Below are 18,735 nucleotides of genomic sequence, written 5' to 3'. Positions count from 1 at the left end.
TGCTATGTCTCTACAAGGATTTTGGATAACGCATATTTCATTTCTCGATATGTCTAATATTTTCACAACCGCCGAATTGCAATTTCTAAGCCTTCACATACACCGCTCAGAAAATCTAAATCTAAAGTAGCGATCGCATCACTAGGTTTGTGATAATGTGGGTTTCGCAAAAATGCCGTATCTGTCACCATCATTGCCGGATAACCCAAATCCCAAAAAGGTGCATGATCGCTAAGTCTAACTTGGGGAACTATTAAACCTCGATTCGGCACGGGTAGCCATTGACTAGCTACGCCAGCTTTGCGAATATTACGGCTCATACCAATCAAATCAGGCAATGTCCGCAAATTGCCTATTAAAGCAATAAAATCACCTGTATCTGGATAGAAGCGTTCTAAAGGCGGGGGATAACTTTGGGAGCCAGGCGTAGAATCCTTATAACCCAGCATTTCTAGGGAGATCATTAAGCGTAGCTGTTGCTTTTGTTGGTGCAACAGGGCTGCATAGTCAGCACTACCCAGTAAGCCGTATTCTTCCATATCGAAGGCAACTAGCCTTAAGGGATATCTTACAGGTTCGGCAGCAAACTTTTTGGCTAATTCCAGCAGCACCGCCACACCAGTGGCATTATCATCAGCCGCGACTGTTCCCGGAACGCCATCATAATGAGCGCCAATTAAAACCGGTGGCAAATCCTTTTTTTGCCCTCTAGTTTGGCAAGGTAAATTTAATATCAAGTTCTTACAAGCTTTACCCCTGACTTCAAAGGTGTGGATTTCCACACTCCCCCATTGAGAAAATTCTTGACGAATGTACTCTTGGACAAAAAAATGCCCAGCCGTTGCCATGTAAGGATCGCGTTCTCGCGCGATCGCACTCAGGGAAGTTTGTAATCGCTCTGTTAAATTCAAATTTTTAAAATAGCTTCAATATTAAGGTTTTCAGGCATTCAAAGAAGCAAAAATTTATTAAAGTGCATTTAGCAACTTGTAGATCCACTGCATAGAAGTAACCCGATAACAAGAATTGAGGCTGCTTGGACACAGCAATCATCGTCAATGCTATCCTAGTCTTGCAACTATCTTCTCTAGCTATACTTCTTAACTCATTGCCTTAATTGACGACTATTATACCATTGAGAAAGAGGCAAGGGGCAGGGAGCAAGGGGAATAGAAAAGAATGGGGATTCCTCATCTGTTGCGTTAGCTTATCGCAGGGTACTAAAACCACTTTTTATTAGAAGTGGAAGGCACTCAAACCCCTGTTACGCTTTGCTTTACAGCATGAGCTAGCAGTCATTTACCCCTGCTCCCTGCCCTCTTCCCCCTGCCTCTTTATTGAGGTGTTTTCATCCCATAGCACAAAGCTAGAGGTAGTTTCGCCCAATCATAATAAATATATAAAACACTTTAAGGAGAAGAGTAACGCATGGGCAAGGTAGTCGGCATCGACTTGGGTACAACCAACTCAGTAGTCGCCGTTATGGAGGGTGGCAAGCCGGTGGTGATTGCCAATGCAGAAGGAATGCGAACAACACCCTCCGTAGTTGGCTTTAGCAAAGAAGGCGAGAGAGTTGTTGGGCAAATGGCACGGCGGCAAACCGTCCTAAATCCCCAAAATACTTTTTTTGCAGTGAAACGCTTCATTGGGCGGAAGTATGGCGAACTTAATCCAGATTCCAAGCGTGTACCCTACACCATCCGCAAAGACGAAGTGGGTAATATTAAAGTTGCCTGTCCCCGTCTGAATAAAGATTTCGCCCCAGAAGAGATTTCGGCAATGGTGCTGAAGAAATTAGCCGACGATGCTAGTCGCTATTTGGGTGAACCAGTGACAGGGGCAGTGATTACAGTTCCCGCTTATTTTAACGATTCTCAACGGCAAGCAACCCGCGATGCTGGCAGAATTGCCGGTTTAGAGGTGCTGCGGATTCTCAATGAACCAACTGCTGCATCTTTGGCTTATGGATTAGATCGGGGTGACACGGAAACTATCTTAGTCTTTGACTTGGGTGGCGGTACTTTTGACGTATCGATTTTAGAAGTAGGGGATGGGATATTTGAAGTTAAAGCTACCAGTGGAGATACGCAACTTGGTGGTAATGACTTTGACAAAGCAATAGTAGATTGGCTAGCAGAGCAATTTTTAGAAGTCGAAGGCGTAGATTTAAGACGCGAGAGACAATCTTTACAACGCCTGATGGAAGCGGCGGAAAAGGCAAAAATTGAACTTTCCTCTGTTAGTGTTACCGATATTAACTTACCTTTTATTGCTGCTGACCAAGAAGGCCCTAAACATCTGGAAACTCGTTTAACTCGTTCCCAGTTTGAAGGTTTATGTGGTGATTTGGTGGGACGATTGCGGACACCAGTAAAACGCGCTCTCAAAGATGCCGGACTCTCATCCAGAGATATTGAAGAAGTGGTGTTAGTTGGCGGTTCTACACGGATGCCAATGGTGAAGCAGCTAGTACGGGACTTGATTGGCATAGAACCTAACGAAAACGTCAACCCTGATGAAGTAGTGGGAGTGGGTGCAGCAATTCAAGCCGGAATTCTCGCAGGCGAACTCAAAGATGTGCTGCTTTTGGATGTTACACCCCTTTCTATGGGATTGGAAACCATCGGCGGTGTCATGAAAAAACTCATTCCCCGCAACACTACCATCCCAGTCCGTCGTTCTGACATTTTTTCTACGTCTGAAAATAACCAGAATACTGTGGAAATCCACGTAGTCCAAGGCGAACGGGAAATGGCAGCAAACAATAAGTCTTTAGGACGTTTCAAGCTGTATGGTATCCCACCAGCCCCACGAGGAATTCCTCAAGTTCAAGTGTCATTTGATATTGATGCTAACGGGATTTTACAGGTAACAGCCTTAGATAGAACCACTGGACGAGAACAGAGTATCACCATTCAAGGTGCTTCCACTTTGAATGAGTCAGAAGTGAATCGGATGATTCAAGATGCAGAGAAATACGCCGATGTCGATCGCGAACGTAAAGAACGGGTAGAAAAGCGGACTCGTTCTGAGGCGTTGATTTTCCAAGCAGAACGGCAACTTAGAGAAGTAGCACTCGAATTTGGTATGCAGTTTGCCCGCAGCCGTCGCCAAAGAATTGATAATATTTGCCGAGACTTAAAAGAGAGTTTGAAGGAAAATAGCGATCGCGGGATCGATCAAGCCTACGCCGATTTGCAAGATGCTCTCTATGAGCTAAATCGGGAAGTCCGCCAGACTTATGCTGAAGATGAAGATGACGATTTGTTTGGTACTATCCGTGACATCTTTACTGGCGATAAAGATAAAGAACGCGAATTTCCCAGAGATACATATCGGGAACGCGACTCATACAGTAAGGACTATGGCAGAGATTACGGTAAAGACTATGGCAGAGACTATGGCAGAGACTATGGTCGAGACAATAGCCGAGACAGTCGTTCCTCTTATGAAAGCCGTCCTCCACGCAAATCCCGTCCCAGCTACCAAGATAACTGGGATGATGAAGATGACAATGATTGGTTGTAGTACTTTTAATAAAAGTTAGGAGTAAGAAGTTAGGAGTTAAAAATTAAATCTTTCAACTCTTAACTCCTATACAGACGCGATTAATTGCGTCTCTACTCTTAATTAATCCAAAATTCAAAATCTAAAATTTAAACAACTGACTATGCAAAATTTGCCCAACTTCCGTGATTATTACGAGATTTTAGGAGTACCTAAAGAGGCTTCTGGTGAGGAAATTAAAAAGGTTTATCGGCGTTTAGCAAGACAATACCACCCCGATCTCAATCCGGGTAACAAAGAATCTGAGGAAAAATTTAAGGATATCGGCGAGGCTTATGAAGTCCTTTCGGACTCAGCCAAGCGATCGCAATACGACCAGTTTAGCCGCTACTGGAAGCAAAAAGGCTTTGCAGGCAACAAACAAGCGCCAAAGGCTAAAACCTGGCAGGGTGGTGCTAGCGATCGCAATGGCAATCAAGACGTAGATCCCAGCCAATTTTCCGATTTTGAAAGCTTTATTAATCAAGTTATCGGCGTTAAAAATAAGAGTGGGGCAAGTAAGTCTACTAGTAATGGCAATGCTAGCGATCCGTTTCGTTCCCCCAGAACAAAAGTTGCTTACACAGTTAGCACCCCACCTCGCACTACCCGTCGAGATATAGAAGCCAGATTAACGCTACCACTAGAAAAAGCTTATCAAGGTGGTAATGAACGCATTCGTTTAGAAGATGGGCGATCGCTAGAAGTTAATATGCCACCAGGTATGGTAACAGGTCAAACCATCCGTTTACGAAACCAAGGCGTTGGTGGTGGCGACCTATATTTAAAAATTACCGTTGAACCTCATCCATTATTTAAATTAGAAGGTTTAAATATCCTTTGCCAAGTACCAGTTACTCCCAGTGAAGCAGTTTTAGGAGGACAGGTAGAAGCACCCACTCTCGATGGCCCTGTAAAAATGACCATCCCACAAGGAGTTAGGTCTGGTCAAAAATTCCGACTGGGAAATAAAGGCTACCCCAGCGATGACGGTAAACGTGGCGATCAATTAGTAGAAATTCAAATAGTTACACCGAAAAATATTACTCAAGAAGAACGGGAACTTTACGAAAAGTTACGGCAAATTGAAACCTTTAAACCCCGTGCTGATTTATTATAGGAATCTGCTTTCATTTCTAAATCTACTTGCATAGGTAGGCAAGAGGCAACAGGAAAGAAGGCTTTTGGAATTGTATTGTGTTTTTGTAAAAATCAAATATGAGTCCTATAGGTTAAGGATGAGATAGCATATCAAGCTATTGACCTAACTACGAATTACGCTAGCGTTAGCGAGTAATTTTCTTACTTCTACGGAGAAGCAAGCTACGCGCAGCGTCTCGTAGAGACCGTTAGAACAAGCGTCATTATCAACTAGGAATTATTTTGACCTCAGTCTTCATCTTGAAAAATAGTTTCTATATCTTGTAAGCCGTGCAAGATACGTACAATTTCTATGCCTTCGTCTATTAGACGATAAAAAATTAAATAATTTTTTACCGGAAAAGTTCGCAACAAAGGAGCTAAGTCAGATCGTTCTCTGCCCATTTGAGGGAATTTAGCCAGTTTTGGAAAACTTTCTCGCAGAGTATCAAAAAGTTTATTAGCAGCTTTGAAATTATTTGGTGCTATATATTTCCAGATATTTTCAATATCTTGTGCTGCTTGAGTAGAAATCCGAAATCGACTCATAGAGAATCGCTGTCAGCCAAATTTTCTTGTCCTTGTGCTTTAATTTTTGCGAAAAAAGCCGAAAGTGACTCGTCGTCATATTCAGTATATTGGCCGTTTTCAAGTTGCTCAATACCAATATCGATTTGACTGCGTAACGCTTCTAGTTTGAATTTTTCGAGTTCTTCCTCAAGACGAGCGAGTTTATCTATCATCTGCTGAAACGCTTGCGCTTCATGTACTACAACCTCCGCTTTCCCGTTCACAGTTAGTACAAGTGGCGACTTTGTAGACTTGATCCGCTCTAGGTAATCCTTAGCATTGCGTTTAAAATCGGTGAGAGTTTGAATATTTTCGAGATTAATTTTGATATTCATCGCATCTAATTCAATGCTTTATAGAACATTTTATCAGATACTGCACTTACTATGTCTTCTTCTGTCTTCCCCAATTCCTAAAGGATTTAAAATATAAAAAATATCTTTGAGCAAAGTGACTCAAACAGCCGTGAATTATAACGGGGCAATGCCACAAAGCAGTAAACCAACTCATTACTCCCTGCTAGGACTGCATCCCTCGGCATCAGTAATTGATATTCGTCGCGCTTATCGAGAACTGAGCAAACGCTATCATCCTGATACTACAGACTTGCCTACTGCGATCGCCACTCCCAAATTTCAGCAAATCAACGAAGCCTACGCTACCCTTAGTCATCCAGAACGGCGATTAAGCTACGATTTAAAAATTGGCTATTCCCGCTTTGGAGTGATTCAAGCACCCCCTGACTTGAATCGTCCCGTCTCGCGTCATGACTGGTCAAAATCAGCTTACCTCGATGCTAGCGATCGCCCTTTATCATCTGGCGAAATTTTTGCTTTATTTATGCTGGTGTTAACATTTGTAGGTTGTTTGTTGTTAGCAATTGCCATTGGTTTAACTCGCGGTGATGCTGCTTTTCAAACCCGTTTGCTACAGTCAACTCCATCTGTACAACAGCAAATTAACCATCTATCGCAGCTAATTACCCTTATGGTAATTAAAAATTAAAAAATTTCCTAATCCAAAATCCCAAATTCTTATGCCTCTTCTTCCCTCTGATACCCCGTTATATAATCATCCCCTGCCACAAATTGAACAGTGGTTAAAAGACCAAGGCTGTCAACAAGATGACACCCAGAGGCATTGCTGGCATGTACAGCGCCCTAGTTGGAAAGCTGAACTATGGCTTGATGTTGAGCAAATCGTAGTACGATATGTCCAATCTGGGGAAAATGGACAAGATATCCAACGCTCATTTAAGTATTCTCTTAGTCGTGATGATGTAGAACAAGCGGTGTTTTCTGGGCCGTAAGGAATTGCTGAGTACGATCCTTTCCAATTAACTTTATAAGAAGAATTCAGAACTCAGGAGTCAGAATTCAGTATGAATTCTATACGAGTGGGATAGCTTGCGGAGTGCGAGTCCATGATAGCGTAGCGCAAAGTGATTGCACCCTGAAACCACTCAACAACACCATCTGCCAAGACTCGCGCTAATTTTTTTTGTTCATCGGCGTTGGCTATCCATTCAAACTCTTCGGGATTGGTCATAAAACCCAGTTCCATCACCACTGATGGTGCTGTAGAGAGACGAGTTAGCGCCAAGTTATTCCAAAACACCCCCATTGATGAACGTCCTAGCTGCTTGACTAGATAATTGTGGAGAAAAACGGCTAGGCTATGGGCTTGGGAATGATACCAAAAAGTTCTAATGCCCTTGGTATTCTCTGCATCTCCGTCATCGGGTACTGCTGTGTAATGTATGGTGAGAGCGATCGCTGGTTGTTGTTGCTCGATCATGGCTTGGCGAGCAGACAAAGCTAGTTCTCTGTCATCTTCTCGCGTCATCACTACTAACGCGCCTCTTAAAACCAGTTCATCACGCAGCAACTTAGATACTTTCAGACTGACATCTTTAGCGAAATATCCTGTTGGCCCAGCCGCGCCAGTTTCTTGCCCTCCATGTCCTGGGTTAACTAAAATCTTGATACCAGATAATGGTTGTGATTGTACCTGTGCAAAAGCTGGTGAAGAAATGAATATGGAACTGATCGCTAAACCTAAAATTGGTTTCATTTCTTAATATAGACTCCTATACGAAATCAGCTTGCACTGCTATGTTTGACGCTAATTATAAAATTGCCTAAGTATAAAAGGAACAATCGGGAAAAGCTTTTTGTTTTACTAAAAGTAGGTATAGCTCACAAAAACGCCCATCCAAAGCGTAGACGCGTAGCGGCTTGTCGATAGACATCGCTTACAATTAAAGTTACTCCTACTTTGACAAAAATCTATGCAAATCGTTCTGCCACCTGAAGTAGAAGCCCTAGTTCAACGCCAAATCACTAGTGGTAAGTATCAGAACGCGATCGCAGTTATTCTTGCAGGCATAAAACTCCTGGAACAGCAAGAAGACATCTATCAAGGACGACTACAAGACTTGCAACAAGAAGCGCGTATTGGGTGGGAAGCATCCGCGCAGGGCGAAGTTGTTGATGGTTCGGCTGCAATGGCTCAAATTCGCGCCAATGTGCGCTCGCGCTACGGTGTTTCAGACGAAGCATGACACCAAAATTTCGCCTTACCAAACCCGCAATTCAAGACATTGAGCAGATAGCGGATTACATTGCTAGACAATCTGGCTTGGCTCAGTCTGAGGTTTTTTTAAGTAAGCTGGACGCGAAATTTGCCCAAATTGCTCAGTTCCCTCGTCTCGGACGACAGCGTGATGAAATTTTAACTGGTATCCGTAGCCTCTCAATAGACAATTACCTCATCCTATACATGCCCATAGGTCAAGATGTGGAGATTTTTCGTGTTGTCAGTGGTTATCGAGATATCAAAGCCCTATTTCACGATGATTCTTGATTTAAACTTTTCCAAATCGCCGTTCGCGTTGTTGGTAGGCACATAAGGCGCGATGAAACTCAGCCCGGTCAAAATCGGGCCAAAGAGCATCAGTGATGTAAATTTCTCCATAAGCCATTTGCCAGAGCAGGAAATTTGAGAGGCGCATTTCTCCACTGGTGCGAATTAACAAATCTGGGTCAGTAATTCCGGCTGTGTACAAGTGGCTCTCAAACACCTGTTCATTAATTTCATTGGGTTGTAGTAGACCTTGCTGAACTTGTTTTGCGATCGCCTGACAAGCTTGTAAAATCTCCTGTCGGCCGCCATAATTAGTAGCTACCGAAAACCGGATGCCGCGATTATCCTTGGTTGCTTCCATTGAACGGGATATTTCTTGTTGGAGCGATTGGGGTAGAGCCTGTAAATTTCCTACAAACTTAATTTGAACATTCTCTTCAATCATTTCCCGCAATTCTTGGCGCAAAACTCTTTGAAACAGAGTCATCAAAAAATCCACTTCTTCCTGCGGTCTTTTCCAGTTTTCTGTCGAGAAAGCATAAGCTGTCAGCGCCTGAATCCCCCAATCCTGACAACAGCGAAGTAAATCCTTGAGAGCGTCTACTCCTCGCTTATGACCCATAATTCGAGGTAGACCCTGACGTTTAGCCCATCGACCATTGCCATCCATAATCACCGCAACGTGCTGCGGCAATAGTTCTCGTTTTAAGTCGGTAGGCAAATCTTGCAGTTTAGTTTGTTGTGCTGTCATTTTTTATCTCGAGAGGCGGTCGATGGTAATCTGAGTAAACGTGAAATCAGTGCTAGTGTCTTCCCACCACCTATCCGATGAACAAAACTCAACAGACCAGGAGCAACAGCTTCCCTATCCACGGTTGGTGACAAAAGAGCCTCTAATGACTCTTTTAGTTTCTTAATCGTCAGTGGTCTATTTAGGGTTCCCCGTTCCGCCAAAGAAATGGAACCCGTTTCTTCTGAGACAACGACACAAATACAATTTTCGACCCGCTCAGTAATTCCCATTGCCGCCCGGTGGCGTGTTCCCAACTGGCGCGAGGCTGTGCGTCCCGAAAGTGGTAAAATTATACCCGATGATATGATCCGTGAGCCACGAATTAATGTAGCTCCATCGTGTAACAAAGTTTTTGGCTGAAAAATTGTCTGGATTAGTTCTTTAGAAACTTCCGCATTTAGCTTTACTCCTGGCACAGAAAAGTCTCGCTCATCAATTGGCCCTGTGGTTTCCACAATTAGTAAAGCTCCGATGCGGTTTTTTGACAATTCTTTAACAGCCTCAACAATTTCATCAATTACACTATCAGATTTGGGGATTGCCAGCCGATCGGGTTGAAATAACTGGCGAAATTCGCCACGCCCCAATTGCTCCAAAAACCGCCGAAACTCTGACTGTAAAGCAACTGCCATCGCTACAGCACAACCAATAACTAACTTTTCCAGTACAAAACTTAAAAGAGGTAGTCCTAATCTGCCACTTAGTGCTGAGGCTAGCATTAAGATAATGAATCCCCGCACCATCCACAGTGTTCGGCGCTCACTAATAATAACTAGTATCATGTAAGTCAGCGCCAGCACTAACACAATATCCAGAGTCCCAAGTAGCAAGGACTGTGACCATCCCAGGTTTATCAGCCATTGCTTCCACCAATCTCTCATGACATCTGGATTACACTTTTGCCTCTAATTACATTTAGTCATTAGTCATTAGTCATTAGTCATTTGTAATTATTTCCTGGCTAATGACCAATGACCAAGGACAAATGACTATTTTTTCAGCCTTTCTGGTAGGCGATCTTGCCGAATTAAGTCTTGATAAGTTTCACGTTGCAAAATTAAATTTGCTTCGCCATTCGCTACTACGACTGCTGCCGGTCGGGGTAAGCGGTTGTAGTTAGATGCCATACTGTAATTGTACGCACCAGTTCCCATAACTACGAGAATATCTCCTGGTTCAGTCTTTGGAAGTAGTGCATTCTTAATCAGAATATCTCCTGATTCACAATGTTTACCAGCAATTGTGACTGTTTCGGTTAAAGGAGAAGACATTTTATTGGCAACTACTGCCCGATAAACTGATTGGTAAGTAATCGGGCGGGGATTATCGGACATTCCCCCGTCGATCGCTACGTAGGTACGAATTTCTGGGATAACTTTGGATGATCCAATAGTATAGGCAGTGACGCAAGCTGTGGCAATTAGCGATCGCCCCGGTTCACACAGTAACTTCGGCAAAGGCAGATTTTCAGATGCACAAGCTTCTTGGATCACTTCACAAATCGGCTTCACCCACTCTTCAATGCTAGGGGGATCGTCTGATTCTATATACTTAATCCCTAAACCACCGCCGACATTTAACTCTGTCAAATGTAAACCATACTTCGCCGCATCACGTAACCACTTTACCATCAAAGCTGCTAAATCTCGATGCGGTTGGCGTTCAAAAATTTGGGAACCAATATGAGCATGTAACCCTACGCAGTTAAGGAAAGACTTTTTGCTGACAAAAGTAAATAATTCCTCTAACTCATTTGGATCAAAGCCAAATTTACTATCTAGTTGCCCCGTGCGGATATATTCATGTGTGTGACATTCAATACCCGGAGTCAAGCGCAACAAGAATCGAGGCTGTACGGTGGTTGAGTTTGCACTTTCAACAATTTCTACCAAAGTGTGTAACTCGTGCCAGTTATCCACCACAATAGTGCAACCGACTTCAGTGGCAAAAATTAATTCTTCACGAGATTTATTATTGTTATGAAGATAGATTTTCTCAGGATTGACACCTGCTTGCAGCGCGGTGTAAAGTTCACCACCGGATGCTACATCAATTCCTAAATCTTCAGACGCGGCGATCGCACAAACTGCTAAACAATTCCAAGCTTTTGAGGCGTACAATACTTGAGATTCGCCCTTGTAGTATTGCTTGAAAGCATCTCGGTATTGCTGACAAGCTGAACGTAAGGTTTCTTCATCTAAAATATATAAAGGTGAACCAAACTGCTCAACTAGGGTTGTGACATCACACCCACCAATTTCCAGGGAGTCATGATTATGGACTCTGGCAGTTAAGGGTAAAAGTTCCTGATTAGGCGATGGATTTGCCTTAGTATCATGCCTTTGAGGTAAATATTGACTTCCAGAATGTTGAACCCCAGTGGGGTGAGTCGATACCATAACTATAAAAATTTTCCTTGTTCAAATTACGGGCTTTGAATTTGTCTCCCGATTCCCAGTGTACAAAGGGTTTGTAACGTTATTCAATAAATGTGATCTCATTAGACTTAGAAATTAAATTACTGACATTAGAAAATCTCAGTGCTATTCTGGAACTCGATCAAGCTTGTTTTGGTGGACTTTGGACTCTGGACGGCTACAAACGAGAACTGGACAGCCCTAACAGCGATTTACTCGGTTTATTTTCCCCGTCCTCCAGCACAAGTTTGCTAGGAATGGGTTGCTTTTGGTCAATTTTAGATGAAGCCCACATTACAATTTTGGCAGTTCATCCTCAATATCACCGTCAAGGAATGGGTGCGGCTTTACTATATTCGCTCATTAAGACAGCTTGCGATCGCAAAATGGAGCGAGCTACCCTCGAAGTCCGAGCTTCTAACTTGGCGGCTATATCTTTATATCAAAAATTTGGCTTCAAAACAGCCGGACGGCGGCGAGGCTACTACCAAGATAACGGCGAGGATGCCCTAATCCTTTGGCTCCCAGATTTACAACACTCCAAATTTAAAGCAACTTTAGACCAATGGTATTCTATGGTTAGCGATCGCCTCGAAAAATCCTCTTGGCACTTGCTTTTTAAGTAAGTACGTAGGCGAGAAAATTTATAACTATGTAATCGCGTACAAAGCCAAGAGAAGTGTTCGCGGAGCGCTCCCGTTGGCGCAGCCTCTCGTAGAGAAGGGTAGCAATCGGAAGGATTTGGAAATTTTTACATTTTGTTATATGGTTAAGTTTATTTGTGCCTTATTGAGTTTGGCATGATTAATTTTGAATTATTGGGGCTTGCGATCGGCTTCAGCAAAAAAATGTAACTTTGCTGCGCTTATTTCTATTCAAATATTTTATCTAAAATCTGAATCTTATAAGTAAATCATATATTAATTATTTTGACTTGATATTAAAAAATATATATGTTAAACATAAATGTTTGGGATTGAGTCAAGAAACCCTTAATCTAAGCAGTGAACTGTTTGTAATAAATCCCAAAAAGACTGGTGAACTAAAGCTCCTCAGTACACTAGCCAGATAAGAGTAGTCAATAGTTAACAATTAGCCCATCAACTAAAGTCATAGCTTCAGGATGTCTATAATCTGTTATACAGGCATCCAAAAGCTTTGCCTGTGCTAAAATCAGCATACCGGCACGACCGCAGATGATGGGATAAAGCCATGTTTGAGCGCTTCACTGAAAAAGCCATTAAGGTAATCATGCTGGCCCAAGAAGAGGCCCGCCGTTTAGGTCACAACTTTGTTGGAACCGAGCAGATCCTCTTGGGTCTGATTGGCGAAGGCACTGGGGTGGCTGCAAAGGTGCTGAAATCAATGGGCGTCAATCTCAAAGATGCCCGAATTGAAGTTGAAAAAATTATAGGACGGGGATCAGGCTTTGTTGCCGTGGAAATTCCGTTTACGCCACGGGCAAAGCGAGTTTTAGAACTCTCCTTGGAAGAAGCACGCCAACTGGGGCATAACTACATTGGCACCGAGCATCTGCTGTTGGGCCTAATCCGCGAAGGGGAAGGTGTCGCAGCCAGGGTGCTAGAAAACCTCGGTGTGGATCTATCTAAGGTAAGAACCCAAGTCATCCGCATGTTGGGAGAAACTGCCGAAGTTTCACCAGGCGGTTCATCCGGGCGCACAAAAACCCCGACTCTGGATGAATTTGGCTCAAACCTGACTCAGATGGCAATCGATAATAAGCTCGATCCAGTGGTGGGACGCGCTAAAGAAATTGAGCGAGTGATCCAAATATTGGGTCGCCGAACTAAAAATAACCCAGTGCTGATTGGGGAACCAGGGGTTGGTAAGACAGCGATCGCTGAAGGTTTAGCTTCACGCATTGCCACCAAAGATGTCCCTGACATCCTCGAAGATAAACGCGTCGTCACGCTGGATATTGGTTTGCTCGTAGCAGGAACCAAGTACCGGGGTGAATTTGAAGAACGCTTGAAAAAAATCATGGATGAAATCCGCTCGGCGGGTAATGTCATTCTCGTGATTGATGAGGTACACACCTTAATTGGTGCGGGTGCGGCAGAAGGTGCGATTGACGCAGCAAATATCCTCAAGCCAGCTTTGGCCAGAGGTGAGTTGCAGTGCATCGGTGCTACAACCCTAGATGAATACCGGAAGCACATCGAGCGAGATGCAGCGCTAGAGCGACGTTTCCAGCCAGTGATGGTTGGTGAACCTACAGTTGATGAAACAATTGAAATTTTATATGGTCTGCGCGAACGCTACGAGCAACACCATAAACTGAAAATTTCCGACGAAGCATTAGTGGCGGCGGCGAAATTATCAGACCGTTATATTAGCGATCGCTTCCTCCCAGATAAAGCCATCGACTTAGTTGATGAAGCTGGTTCTAGAGTGCGCTTGATTAACTCCCAACTGCCACCCGCAGCCAAAGAGTTAGACAAAGAACTGCGTCAGATATTAAAAGAAAAAGATGACGCGGTGCGCTCCCAAGACTTTGACAAAGCTGGAGAATTGCGCGATCGCGAAATGGAAATCAAAGCTGAAATCCGCGCGATCGCTCAAAGCAAGACCAATGCAACTGGCACAGAAGGTGAAGAACCTGTAGTTACAGAAGAAGACATTGCTCACATTGTCGCTTCCTGGACTGGAGTACCGGTGAACAAACTCACCGAATCTGAATCTGAAAAGCTGCTGCACATGGAAGACACCTTGCACCAGCGTTTAATTGGTCAAGATGAAGCTGTGAAAGCAGTTTCACGCGCAATTCGTCGCGCTCGTGTCGGTTTGAAAAATCCCAATCGACCCATAGCTAGCTTTGTCTTCTCTGGGCCTACTGGCGTAGGTAAAACCGAGTTGGCAAAATCCTTAGCTGCTTACTTCTTCGGTTCCGAAGAAGCGATGATCCGCTTAGATATGTCCGAATACATGGAGCGTCACACCGTCAGCAAGCTGATTGGTTCCCCTCCAGGTTATGTTGGCTATAACGAAGGTGGTCAGTTGACCGAAGCCGTGCGGCGGCGTCCTTACACCGTGGTGTTATTCGACGAAATCGAAAAAGCCCACCCCGATGTTTTCAATATGCTGCTGCAAATTTTGGAAGACGGTCGGTTAACTGATGCCAAAGGTCGCACGGTAGACTTCAAGAACACCTTGCTGATTTTAACTTCCAATATTGGTTCTAAGGTAATTGAAAAAGGCGGTAGCGGTATCGGCTTTGAATTCTCCGAAGATGCCAGCGAGTCAACTTACAACCGGATTCGCTCTTTGGTGAACGAAGAACTCAAACAGTACTTCCGTCCAGAGTTCCTCAACAGACTTGATGAAATTATCGTCTTCCGTCAGTTGAACAAGCCGGAAGTGACCCAAATCGCCGAAATTATGCTCAAGGAAGTATTTGGTCGCCTGACTGAAAAGGGTATCACCTTAGAAGTCACAGACCGCTTCAAGGATCGGTTAATCACTGAAGGTTACAGTCCCAGCTACGGCGCAAGGCCATTACGTCGGGCAATTATGCGCCTGTTAGAAGATAGCCTAGCAGAAGAAATTCTGTCTGGTCGTATCAAGGATGGCGATACAGCCCTTGTTGATGTGGATGAAAATGGCATTGTCCAAGTTAGTTCTCAACAGCGTCGGGAATTGTTACCCCAAGGTGTTGAGTAAGATTTAGGGTTTGGGATTTAAGTCTCAAATAGAAAATTAGAAAACGGTAGAGTATTTATTGCTCTACCGTTTTTTTTGTTTGAATATGTCTAATACAGACGACGAATACCGAATTATTCCCCCACAAGATCCAATAAAGAATAACTGGGAATTTACGGAAGTATGGATAGATCCAAGTCATTCCCCTCCATATGTTCTTTTATTGCTTTGCGACTGTGAAGATAACTGTCAGATTTATGATCCGGCAGAGGGTTATAAAGTTGTATTTTCTACTAATAACTATGATGAAGCCAAGTTATATTTACTAGAAGATGAGTTTGAATCAGTTCAAGGTAGGGTGTTAGCTGTGGAATTATAGCGGTTCTCAGTTAGGTGCAAACGCCCAGTTCTTGGGGAGTCTAAAACCAGAATTCAAGAGAACTTTATATTCTGACTCCTGACTCTAAGCTGTCTTGGATGTATTTTAGTCATTTGAAATTGCCATAGCCTGAAATTGATTCATTTGTTAGAGAAAGAAAATTAGGTGATCGCTATTTGTTTTCTTGCTTAACCCAAAGATAACAGATGTAGAAAATTCAGTTTAAAGCTACAACGGATAATCAAGTAGAATTAGTACACAGTAGCAAAAAAGGAGCAAAGCTGTGCAGAGCATACTTTTAAGCCGCGAAGAAGTTGCACGACGTGCGAAAGAACTATACGAAAAGAGCATTCGTCAACAAGTAGAGCAAGAAGAAAACATCGGTAAAATGGTGATTATCGATATAGAAACAGGTGAATACGCAATTGATAAAACAGGCTTAAAATCGGCACGATATTTACGTAATAAAAACCCATTAGCTCGACTTTTTGGTATTCGCATTGGTTACAAAGTCGCAGTTTCCTTCAGTGGTGAGATGGAGCGCGATTATCGGTGATTTCTGGTAGTGTCAAGAACGGACGTGCAACCGTTAATATCATATTTATACTGCCCAATCAACCAGACTTTACCATTGAATTTGTTATCGATACAGGTTTTACAGAGTTTCTTTCTTTACCCCCAGCAGCAGTTACTTTGTTGGGTTTTCCTTTTGTGTATGATATGTATGCAAATTTATCTGACAATAGTAATGTAATCTTGCCAGTACATCAAGCTAACATTATTTGGAATGGAGAAGAACGGGAAGTGAATGTACTTGCTACAGGACGGCTACCTCTATTAGGAACTGCTTTACTTGATGAGCATGAACTTGTCATACAGTTTATCGAGGGCGGTTTAGTAACAATTGATGAATTGTAGTTGCTTTCTGGATATCTTAATTTTCTATCAACAGCATGGTGAATAGGTCAATCGCTACTCATCAATTAGCCATCCACGCTCTATGCCGTGTTCAATTCCGCCAGTCCAGTCCATTTTCAGATGCTTCCGCACTTTATGGAATAAATGTTGAACTACAACTGGATTAATTGAATTTTTAACATATTTTTCTTCATACCTAAATTCTCGGTCAGTGTTTTTTTGCTGACGTAGTACGTAAATTTGGTCAACCTTGTACTTGCGAAGATTGACATCACTGGTCAGCTTAATCCACTCCATAAGTACAACATATAAACTATTTGGATTCCTTGCCTTTAAGTCCTCTGCTGCTCGTGATGAACCTTCGAGCATAGTTTTATCAAGATATGTCTTACATTCAATAGCAACAACTGGAATATCGAAAATGTGCGTTTCGGTGTTTCCTGTAACTGTAACTTCAGAGTAGTTTTCCGGTTCCTCTTTAAGAAGTGAGAGTATTTCACCAGGATTTTCATCTTTCTCCGGTGGGGTTGCTGCTTCAAATGATACTTGAATCGTGGCTCCAATTACAAAGTCATGATCTTTCTTTTCAATACGTGCATACGGTCGCTTAAGCATCTCAGAGTATTTTGGCGGCACAAAGAAAATATCTTTGAATGTATGTGATTTGCCGATGAGAGCATTTTCTCCAAAGTCTCTGACTAAATCTTTAAACAGATAATAAAGAAATTCCTCCAGTACGCTAGAGTGAAGGTTCGATCGAGAATCAAACTTTTCAGCATAGTGCTGCTGGTCTAAAAAATCCTTATATTTTGATAGAAGTTCTACCCTGGTAGCAATAATTGCGTCATCTTGAGCAGTAGGTGTTGATGTCGGCCCAACTAATTCGAGATTAGCTGAACGCCACTTATCATACTCAGTTCTAATTTCAGCGAGATATTTTTTACTCTCAACATCTCTATATTTTGTGCGGTGATTCTCCTTTTGTTCAAGATTAGAGCCATGAACTAAAGGGTTCCTATCGCTTTTGGGCATAGCTCTAATTTCTCTTGAAGATGAAGTGCGATCGCTTTAGCAAGAATAGGTGGTACAGCATTACCTACCTGATTGTACTGGCAAAGAAACTTCTCGTCGAATCTCTCTTCTCGATGTAATAACTTGTGAGATACAACAGTCTTCTTCCCTAGAAAACGATAAGAGTCAGGAAAAGATTGAAGACGTGCCCCTTCACGGGCTGTCAAATTGCGATGCTGGAAAGGATGAAGAAAATTAGCGTAAAACGAAGCGGCTATTGTATGTGATGGTTTATATGGATTTAAACGTCGGTTATTCTGGTCATAACTTATCTCAGATAACTCACCATTTCCACTACGCCGTCTAGCCCCATGTTCTTTTGGTGCGTCTGAACTTGATTCACCCCATTTAATATGTTTGAAGCGTTCTACAAGTCTCTGGGAATGATCCATTGCAACATGATTGTAAAGTGTTTTACTGCCATTCCTAATCCAGCTTTGATAGTTATTGAGGGGTTCTGAAATATAAGGTTGTTCTTCTTGACCTTCACGTGCATTCAGTTGTGGTAAGTCTGATATAGCATCCCACAAGCTTATGGCAGGAAGTAAACCCATGCAGGCAAATATTGATAATTGAGAGCTATTTATATGTAATAAATCTAAGGAGTGTGTTTTTGGAGGAGTACCTAATTCTTTTCCTGTTTTATTCCCAACAATAAAAATACGCTCCCTAATTTGTGGCACACCATATTCAGCAGCATTTAATGACCATAATTCTACAAAATATCCGAGATTTTCAAAAGTTTCTTTAATGATATCTGTTACTTTTCTACTTTCAATATTTTTGCGCGAAAGTAAACCTTTAACATTTTCCATTACAAAAGCTTTAGGTTCGAGAAAACATATCCACTCAGCAAAGTTAATAAATAGACTATTTCTAGGGTCTTTAGGATCTTTTTGTGCTGGCCCGGCAATACTAAAGCCTTGACATGGAGGCCCACCAATAACAACATCCGGCTTGAAGGGACAGATATCCTTAACGCTACTTGCAGTGTTTAAATCACGGATATCTTGTTGAATAACTGTCATATTAGGACGGTTATAGCGCAGTGTATCACAAGCCCAAGTATCAATCTCAACGGATAAAGGAACAGAGAAACCTGCCATCTCAAAACCTAGACCAAAACCGCCAGCCCCAGCAAACAAATCAATAGTGATAGGTCGTGCTATTAGCATAGACTCTTAATGTGGTTATTCATCTGGTTTACCTTCTAAACGCTCTAAGATCATACGCTTATATCGCTTTGTCAACCTGCCACATAGTTGTTTTAGTCAAAGTATCCTGGCTATAAGTAATTTTTAGTATTCTGGCATTTTGAGCGATCGCACCATATAAACGCCCTTTTAAAAAAGTAACCAAACTTCCATTGCATAATC

The 18,735-nt window shown here is 42.6% G+C and carries 20 protein-coding genes and 1 pseudogene; 11 read left to right on the top strand and 10 right to left on the bottom strand.

Annotation, left to right across the window (positions count from 1 at the left end):
* Positions 1–62: 62 nt before the first annotated feature.
* Positions 63–911 (bottom strand): M28 family peptidase, encoded by an 849-nt coding sequence (locus VB732_RS06005; protein WP_323229922.1) that lies wholly within the window; start codon positions 909–911, stop codon positions 63–65.
* 517 nt (positions 912–1,428) lie between these two features.
* Between VB732_RS06005 and dnaK the strand changes: the two genes are divergently transcribed.
* The gene (gene dnaK, locus VB732_RS06000; protein ID WP_323229921.1) at positions 1,429–3,528 is read left to right on the top strand and encodes a molecular chaperone DnaK; all 2,100 of its coding nucleotides are present in this window, start codon (positions 1,429–1,431) and stop codon (positions 3,526–3,528) included.
* Between the two features lie 142 nt (positions 3,529–3,670).
* On the top strand, positions 3,671–4,666 hold the full coding sequence (locus VB732_RS05995; protein WP_323229920.1) for a J domain-containing protein: 996 nt from the start codon (positions 3,671–3,673) through the stop codon (positions 4,664–4,666).
* Positions 4,667–4,935: 269 nt separating this feature from the next.
* Here the strand turns inward: VB732_RS05995 and VB732_RS05990 are convergent, their stop codons facing one another.
* Both VB732_RS05990 and VB732_RS05985 read right to left on the bottom strand, forming a co-directional pair.
* Complete coding sequence (locus VB732_RS05990; protein WP_323229919.1) at positions 4,936–5,235, bottom strand: type II toxin-antitoxin system RelE/ParE family toxin; 300 nt, start codon at positions 5,233–5,235, stop codon at positions 4,936–4,938.
* A complete protein-coding gene (locus VB732_RS05985) occupies positions 5,232–5,591 on the bottom strand; it encodes a type II toxin-antitoxin system prevent-host-death family antitoxin (RefSeq protein ID WP_323229918.1) in 360 nt (119 codons plus the stop codon). The genes VB732_RS05990 and VB732_RS05985 overlap by 4 nt, the downstream gene beginning before the upstream one ends.
* Positions 5,592–5,739: 148 nt before the next feature.
* On the opposite strand from VB732_RS05985, the gene VB732_RS05980 reads away from it, so the two are divergent.
* Positions 5,740–6,261, top strand: a complete 522-nt coding sequence (locus tag VB732_RS05980) for a J domain-containing protein (protein ID WP_323229998.1) — start codon at positions 5,740–5,742, stop codon at positions 6,259–6,261.
* Between the two features lie 31 nt (positions 6,262–6,292).
* Positions 6,293–6,565 carry a DUF3143 domain-containing protein gene (locus VB732_RS05975; RefSeq protein ID WP_069071493.1) on the top strand — a complete coding sequence of 91 codons (273 nt, stop codon included), beginning with the start codon at positions 6,293–6,295 and terminating at the stop codon, positions 6,563–6,565.
* A 143-nt stretch (positions 6,566–6,708) separates the two neighbouring features.
* On the opposite strand, the pseudogene VB732_RS05970 reads toward VB732_RS05975, so the two are convergent.
* A pseudogene (locus VB732_RS05970) lies at positions 6,709–7,263 on the bottom strand (N-acetylmuramoyl-L-alanine amidase family protein); the annotation flags it as partial.
* 283 nt (positions 7,264–7,546) lie between these two features.
* Here VB732_RS05970 and VB732_RS05965 point away from each other — a divergent pair.
* Both VB732_RS05965 and VB732_RS05960 read left to right on the top strand, forming a co-directional pair.
* Positions 7,547–7,819 carry a ribbon-helix-helix domain-containing protein gene (locus VB732_RS05965; RefSeq protein WP_323198608.1) on the top strand — a complete coding sequence of 91 codons (273 nt, stop codon included), beginning with the start codon at positions 7,547–7,549 and terminating at the stop codon, positions 7,817–7,819.
* The gene (locus VB732_RS05960) at positions 7,816–8,121 is read left to right on the top strand and encodes a type II toxin-antitoxin system RelE/ParE family toxin (protein WP_323229917.1); all 306 of its coding nucleotides are present in this window, start codon (positions 7,816–7,818) and stop codon (positions 8,119–8,121) included. The genes VB732_RS05965 and VB732_RS05960 overlap by 4 nt, the downstream gene beginning before the upstream one ends.
* 1 nt (position 8,122) lies before the next feature.
* On the opposite strand, the gene VB732_RS05955 is transcribed toward VB732_RS05960, so the two are convergent.
* The 3 genes from VB732_RS05955 to lysA all read right to left on the bottom strand — a co-directional run bounded on the left by VB732_RS05955 (position 8,123) and on the right by lysA (position 11,313).
* Positions 8,123–8,872: an isoprenyl transferase gene (locus VB732_RS05955; protein ID WP_323229916.1), complete on the bottom strand. Its 750-nt coding sequence runs from the start codon at positions 8,870–8,872 to the stop codon at positions 8,123–8,125.
* Complete coding sequence (gene cdaA / locus VB732_RS05950; RefSeq protein ID WP_323229915.1) at positions 8,869–9,795, bottom strand: diadenylate cyclase CdaA; 927 nt, start codon at positions 9,793–9,795, stop codon at positions 8,869–8,871. Before cdaA ends, VB732_RS05955 begins: the two co-directional genes overlap by 4 nt.
* A 108-nt stretch (positions 9,796–9,903) precedes the next feature.
* Positions 9,904–11,313 (bottom strand): diaminopimelate decarboxylase, encoded by a 1,410-nt coding sequence (gene lysA / locus VB732_RS05945; protein WP_323229914.1) that lies wholly within the window; start codon positions 11,311–11,313, stop codon positions 9,904–9,906.
* 92 nt (positions 11,314–11,405) lie between these two features.
* Between lysA and rimI the strand changes: the two genes are divergently transcribed.
* The 5 genes from rimI to VB732_RS05920 all read left to right on the top strand — a co-directional run bounded on the left by rimI (position 11,406) and on the right by VB732_RS05920 (position 16,288).
* The gene (gene rimI / locus VB732_RS05940; protein WP_323229913.1) at positions 11,406–11,957 is read left to right on the top strand and encodes a ribosomal protein S18-alanine N-acetyltransferase; all 552 of its coding nucleotides are present in this window, start codon (positions 11,406–11,408) and stop codon (positions 11,955–11,957) included.
* 586 nt (positions 11,958–12,543) lie between these two features.
* Positions 12,544–15,012, top strand: coding sequence for an ATP-dependent Clp protease ATP-binding subunit (locus tag VB732_RS05935; protein ID WP_251956107.1), 2,469 nt, complete (start codon positions 12,544–12,546; stop codon positions 15,010–15,012).
* Positions 15,013–15,097: 85 nt separating this feature from the next.
* Positions 15,098–15,370 carry a hypothetical protein gene (locus VB732_RS05930; protein ID WP_323229912.1) on the top strand — a complete coding sequence of 91 codons (273 nt, stop codon included), beginning with the start codon at positions 15,098–15,100 and terminating at the stop codon, positions 15,368–15,370.
* A 283-nt stretch (positions 15,371–15,653) separates the two neighbouring features.
* Entirely contained in the window at positions 15,654–15,926 is a 273-nt protein-coding gene (locus tag VB732_RS05925; RefSeq protein WP_323229911.1) for a hypothetical protein, read from the top strand.
* The gene (locus tag VB732_RS05920; RefSeq protein WP_323229910.1) at positions 15,923–16,288 is read left to right on the top strand and encodes a clan AA aspartic protease; all 366 of its coding nucleotides are present in this window, start codon (positions 15,923–15,925) and stop codon (positions 16,286–16,288) included. Before VB732_RS05925 ends, VB732_RS05920 begins: the two co-directional genes overlap by 4 nt.
* Positions 16,289–16,342: 54 nt before the next feature.
* On the opposite strand, the gene VB732_RS05915 is transcribed toward VB732_RS05920, so the two are convergent.
* The 3 genes from VB732_RS05915 to VB732_RS05905 are packed head-to-tail and all read right to left on the bottom strand — an operon-like array spanning position 16,343 to position 18,718.
* Positions 16,343–17,320 carry a Bpu10I family restriction endonuclease gene (locus VB732_RS05915; RefSeq protein WP_323229909.1) on the bottom strand — a complete coding sequence of 326 codons (978 nt, stop codon included), beginning with the start codon at positions 17,318–17,320 and terminating at the stop codon, positions 16,343–16,345.
* Complete coding sequence (locus VB732_RS05910) at positions 17,293–18,534, bottom strand: DNA cytosine methyltransferase (protein WP_323229908.1); 1,242 nt, start codon at positions 18,532–18,534, stop codon at positions 17,293–17,295. The genes VB732_RS05915 and VB732_RS05910 overlap by 28 nt, the downstream gene beginning before the upstream one ends.
* A gap of 58 nt (positions 18,535–18,592) precedes the next feature.
* Positions 18,593–18,718, bottom strand: a complete 126-nt coding sequence (locus tag VB732_RS05905) for a hypothetical protein (RefSeq protein ID WP_323229907.1) — start codon at positions 18,716–18,718, stop codon at positions 18,593–18,595.
* Between the last annotated feature and the right edge of the window lie 17 nt (positions 18,719–18,735).

This window comes from Nostoc sp. UHCC 0252 (assembly GCF_034931145.1).
Classification (GTDB): Bacteria; Cyanobacteriota; Cyanobacteriia; order Cyanobacteriales; family Nostocaceae; genus Nostoc.
The sequence above is the reverse complement of the archived record's forward strand: the minus strand, read 5'-3'. Positions and strand labels throughout refer to the sequence as shown.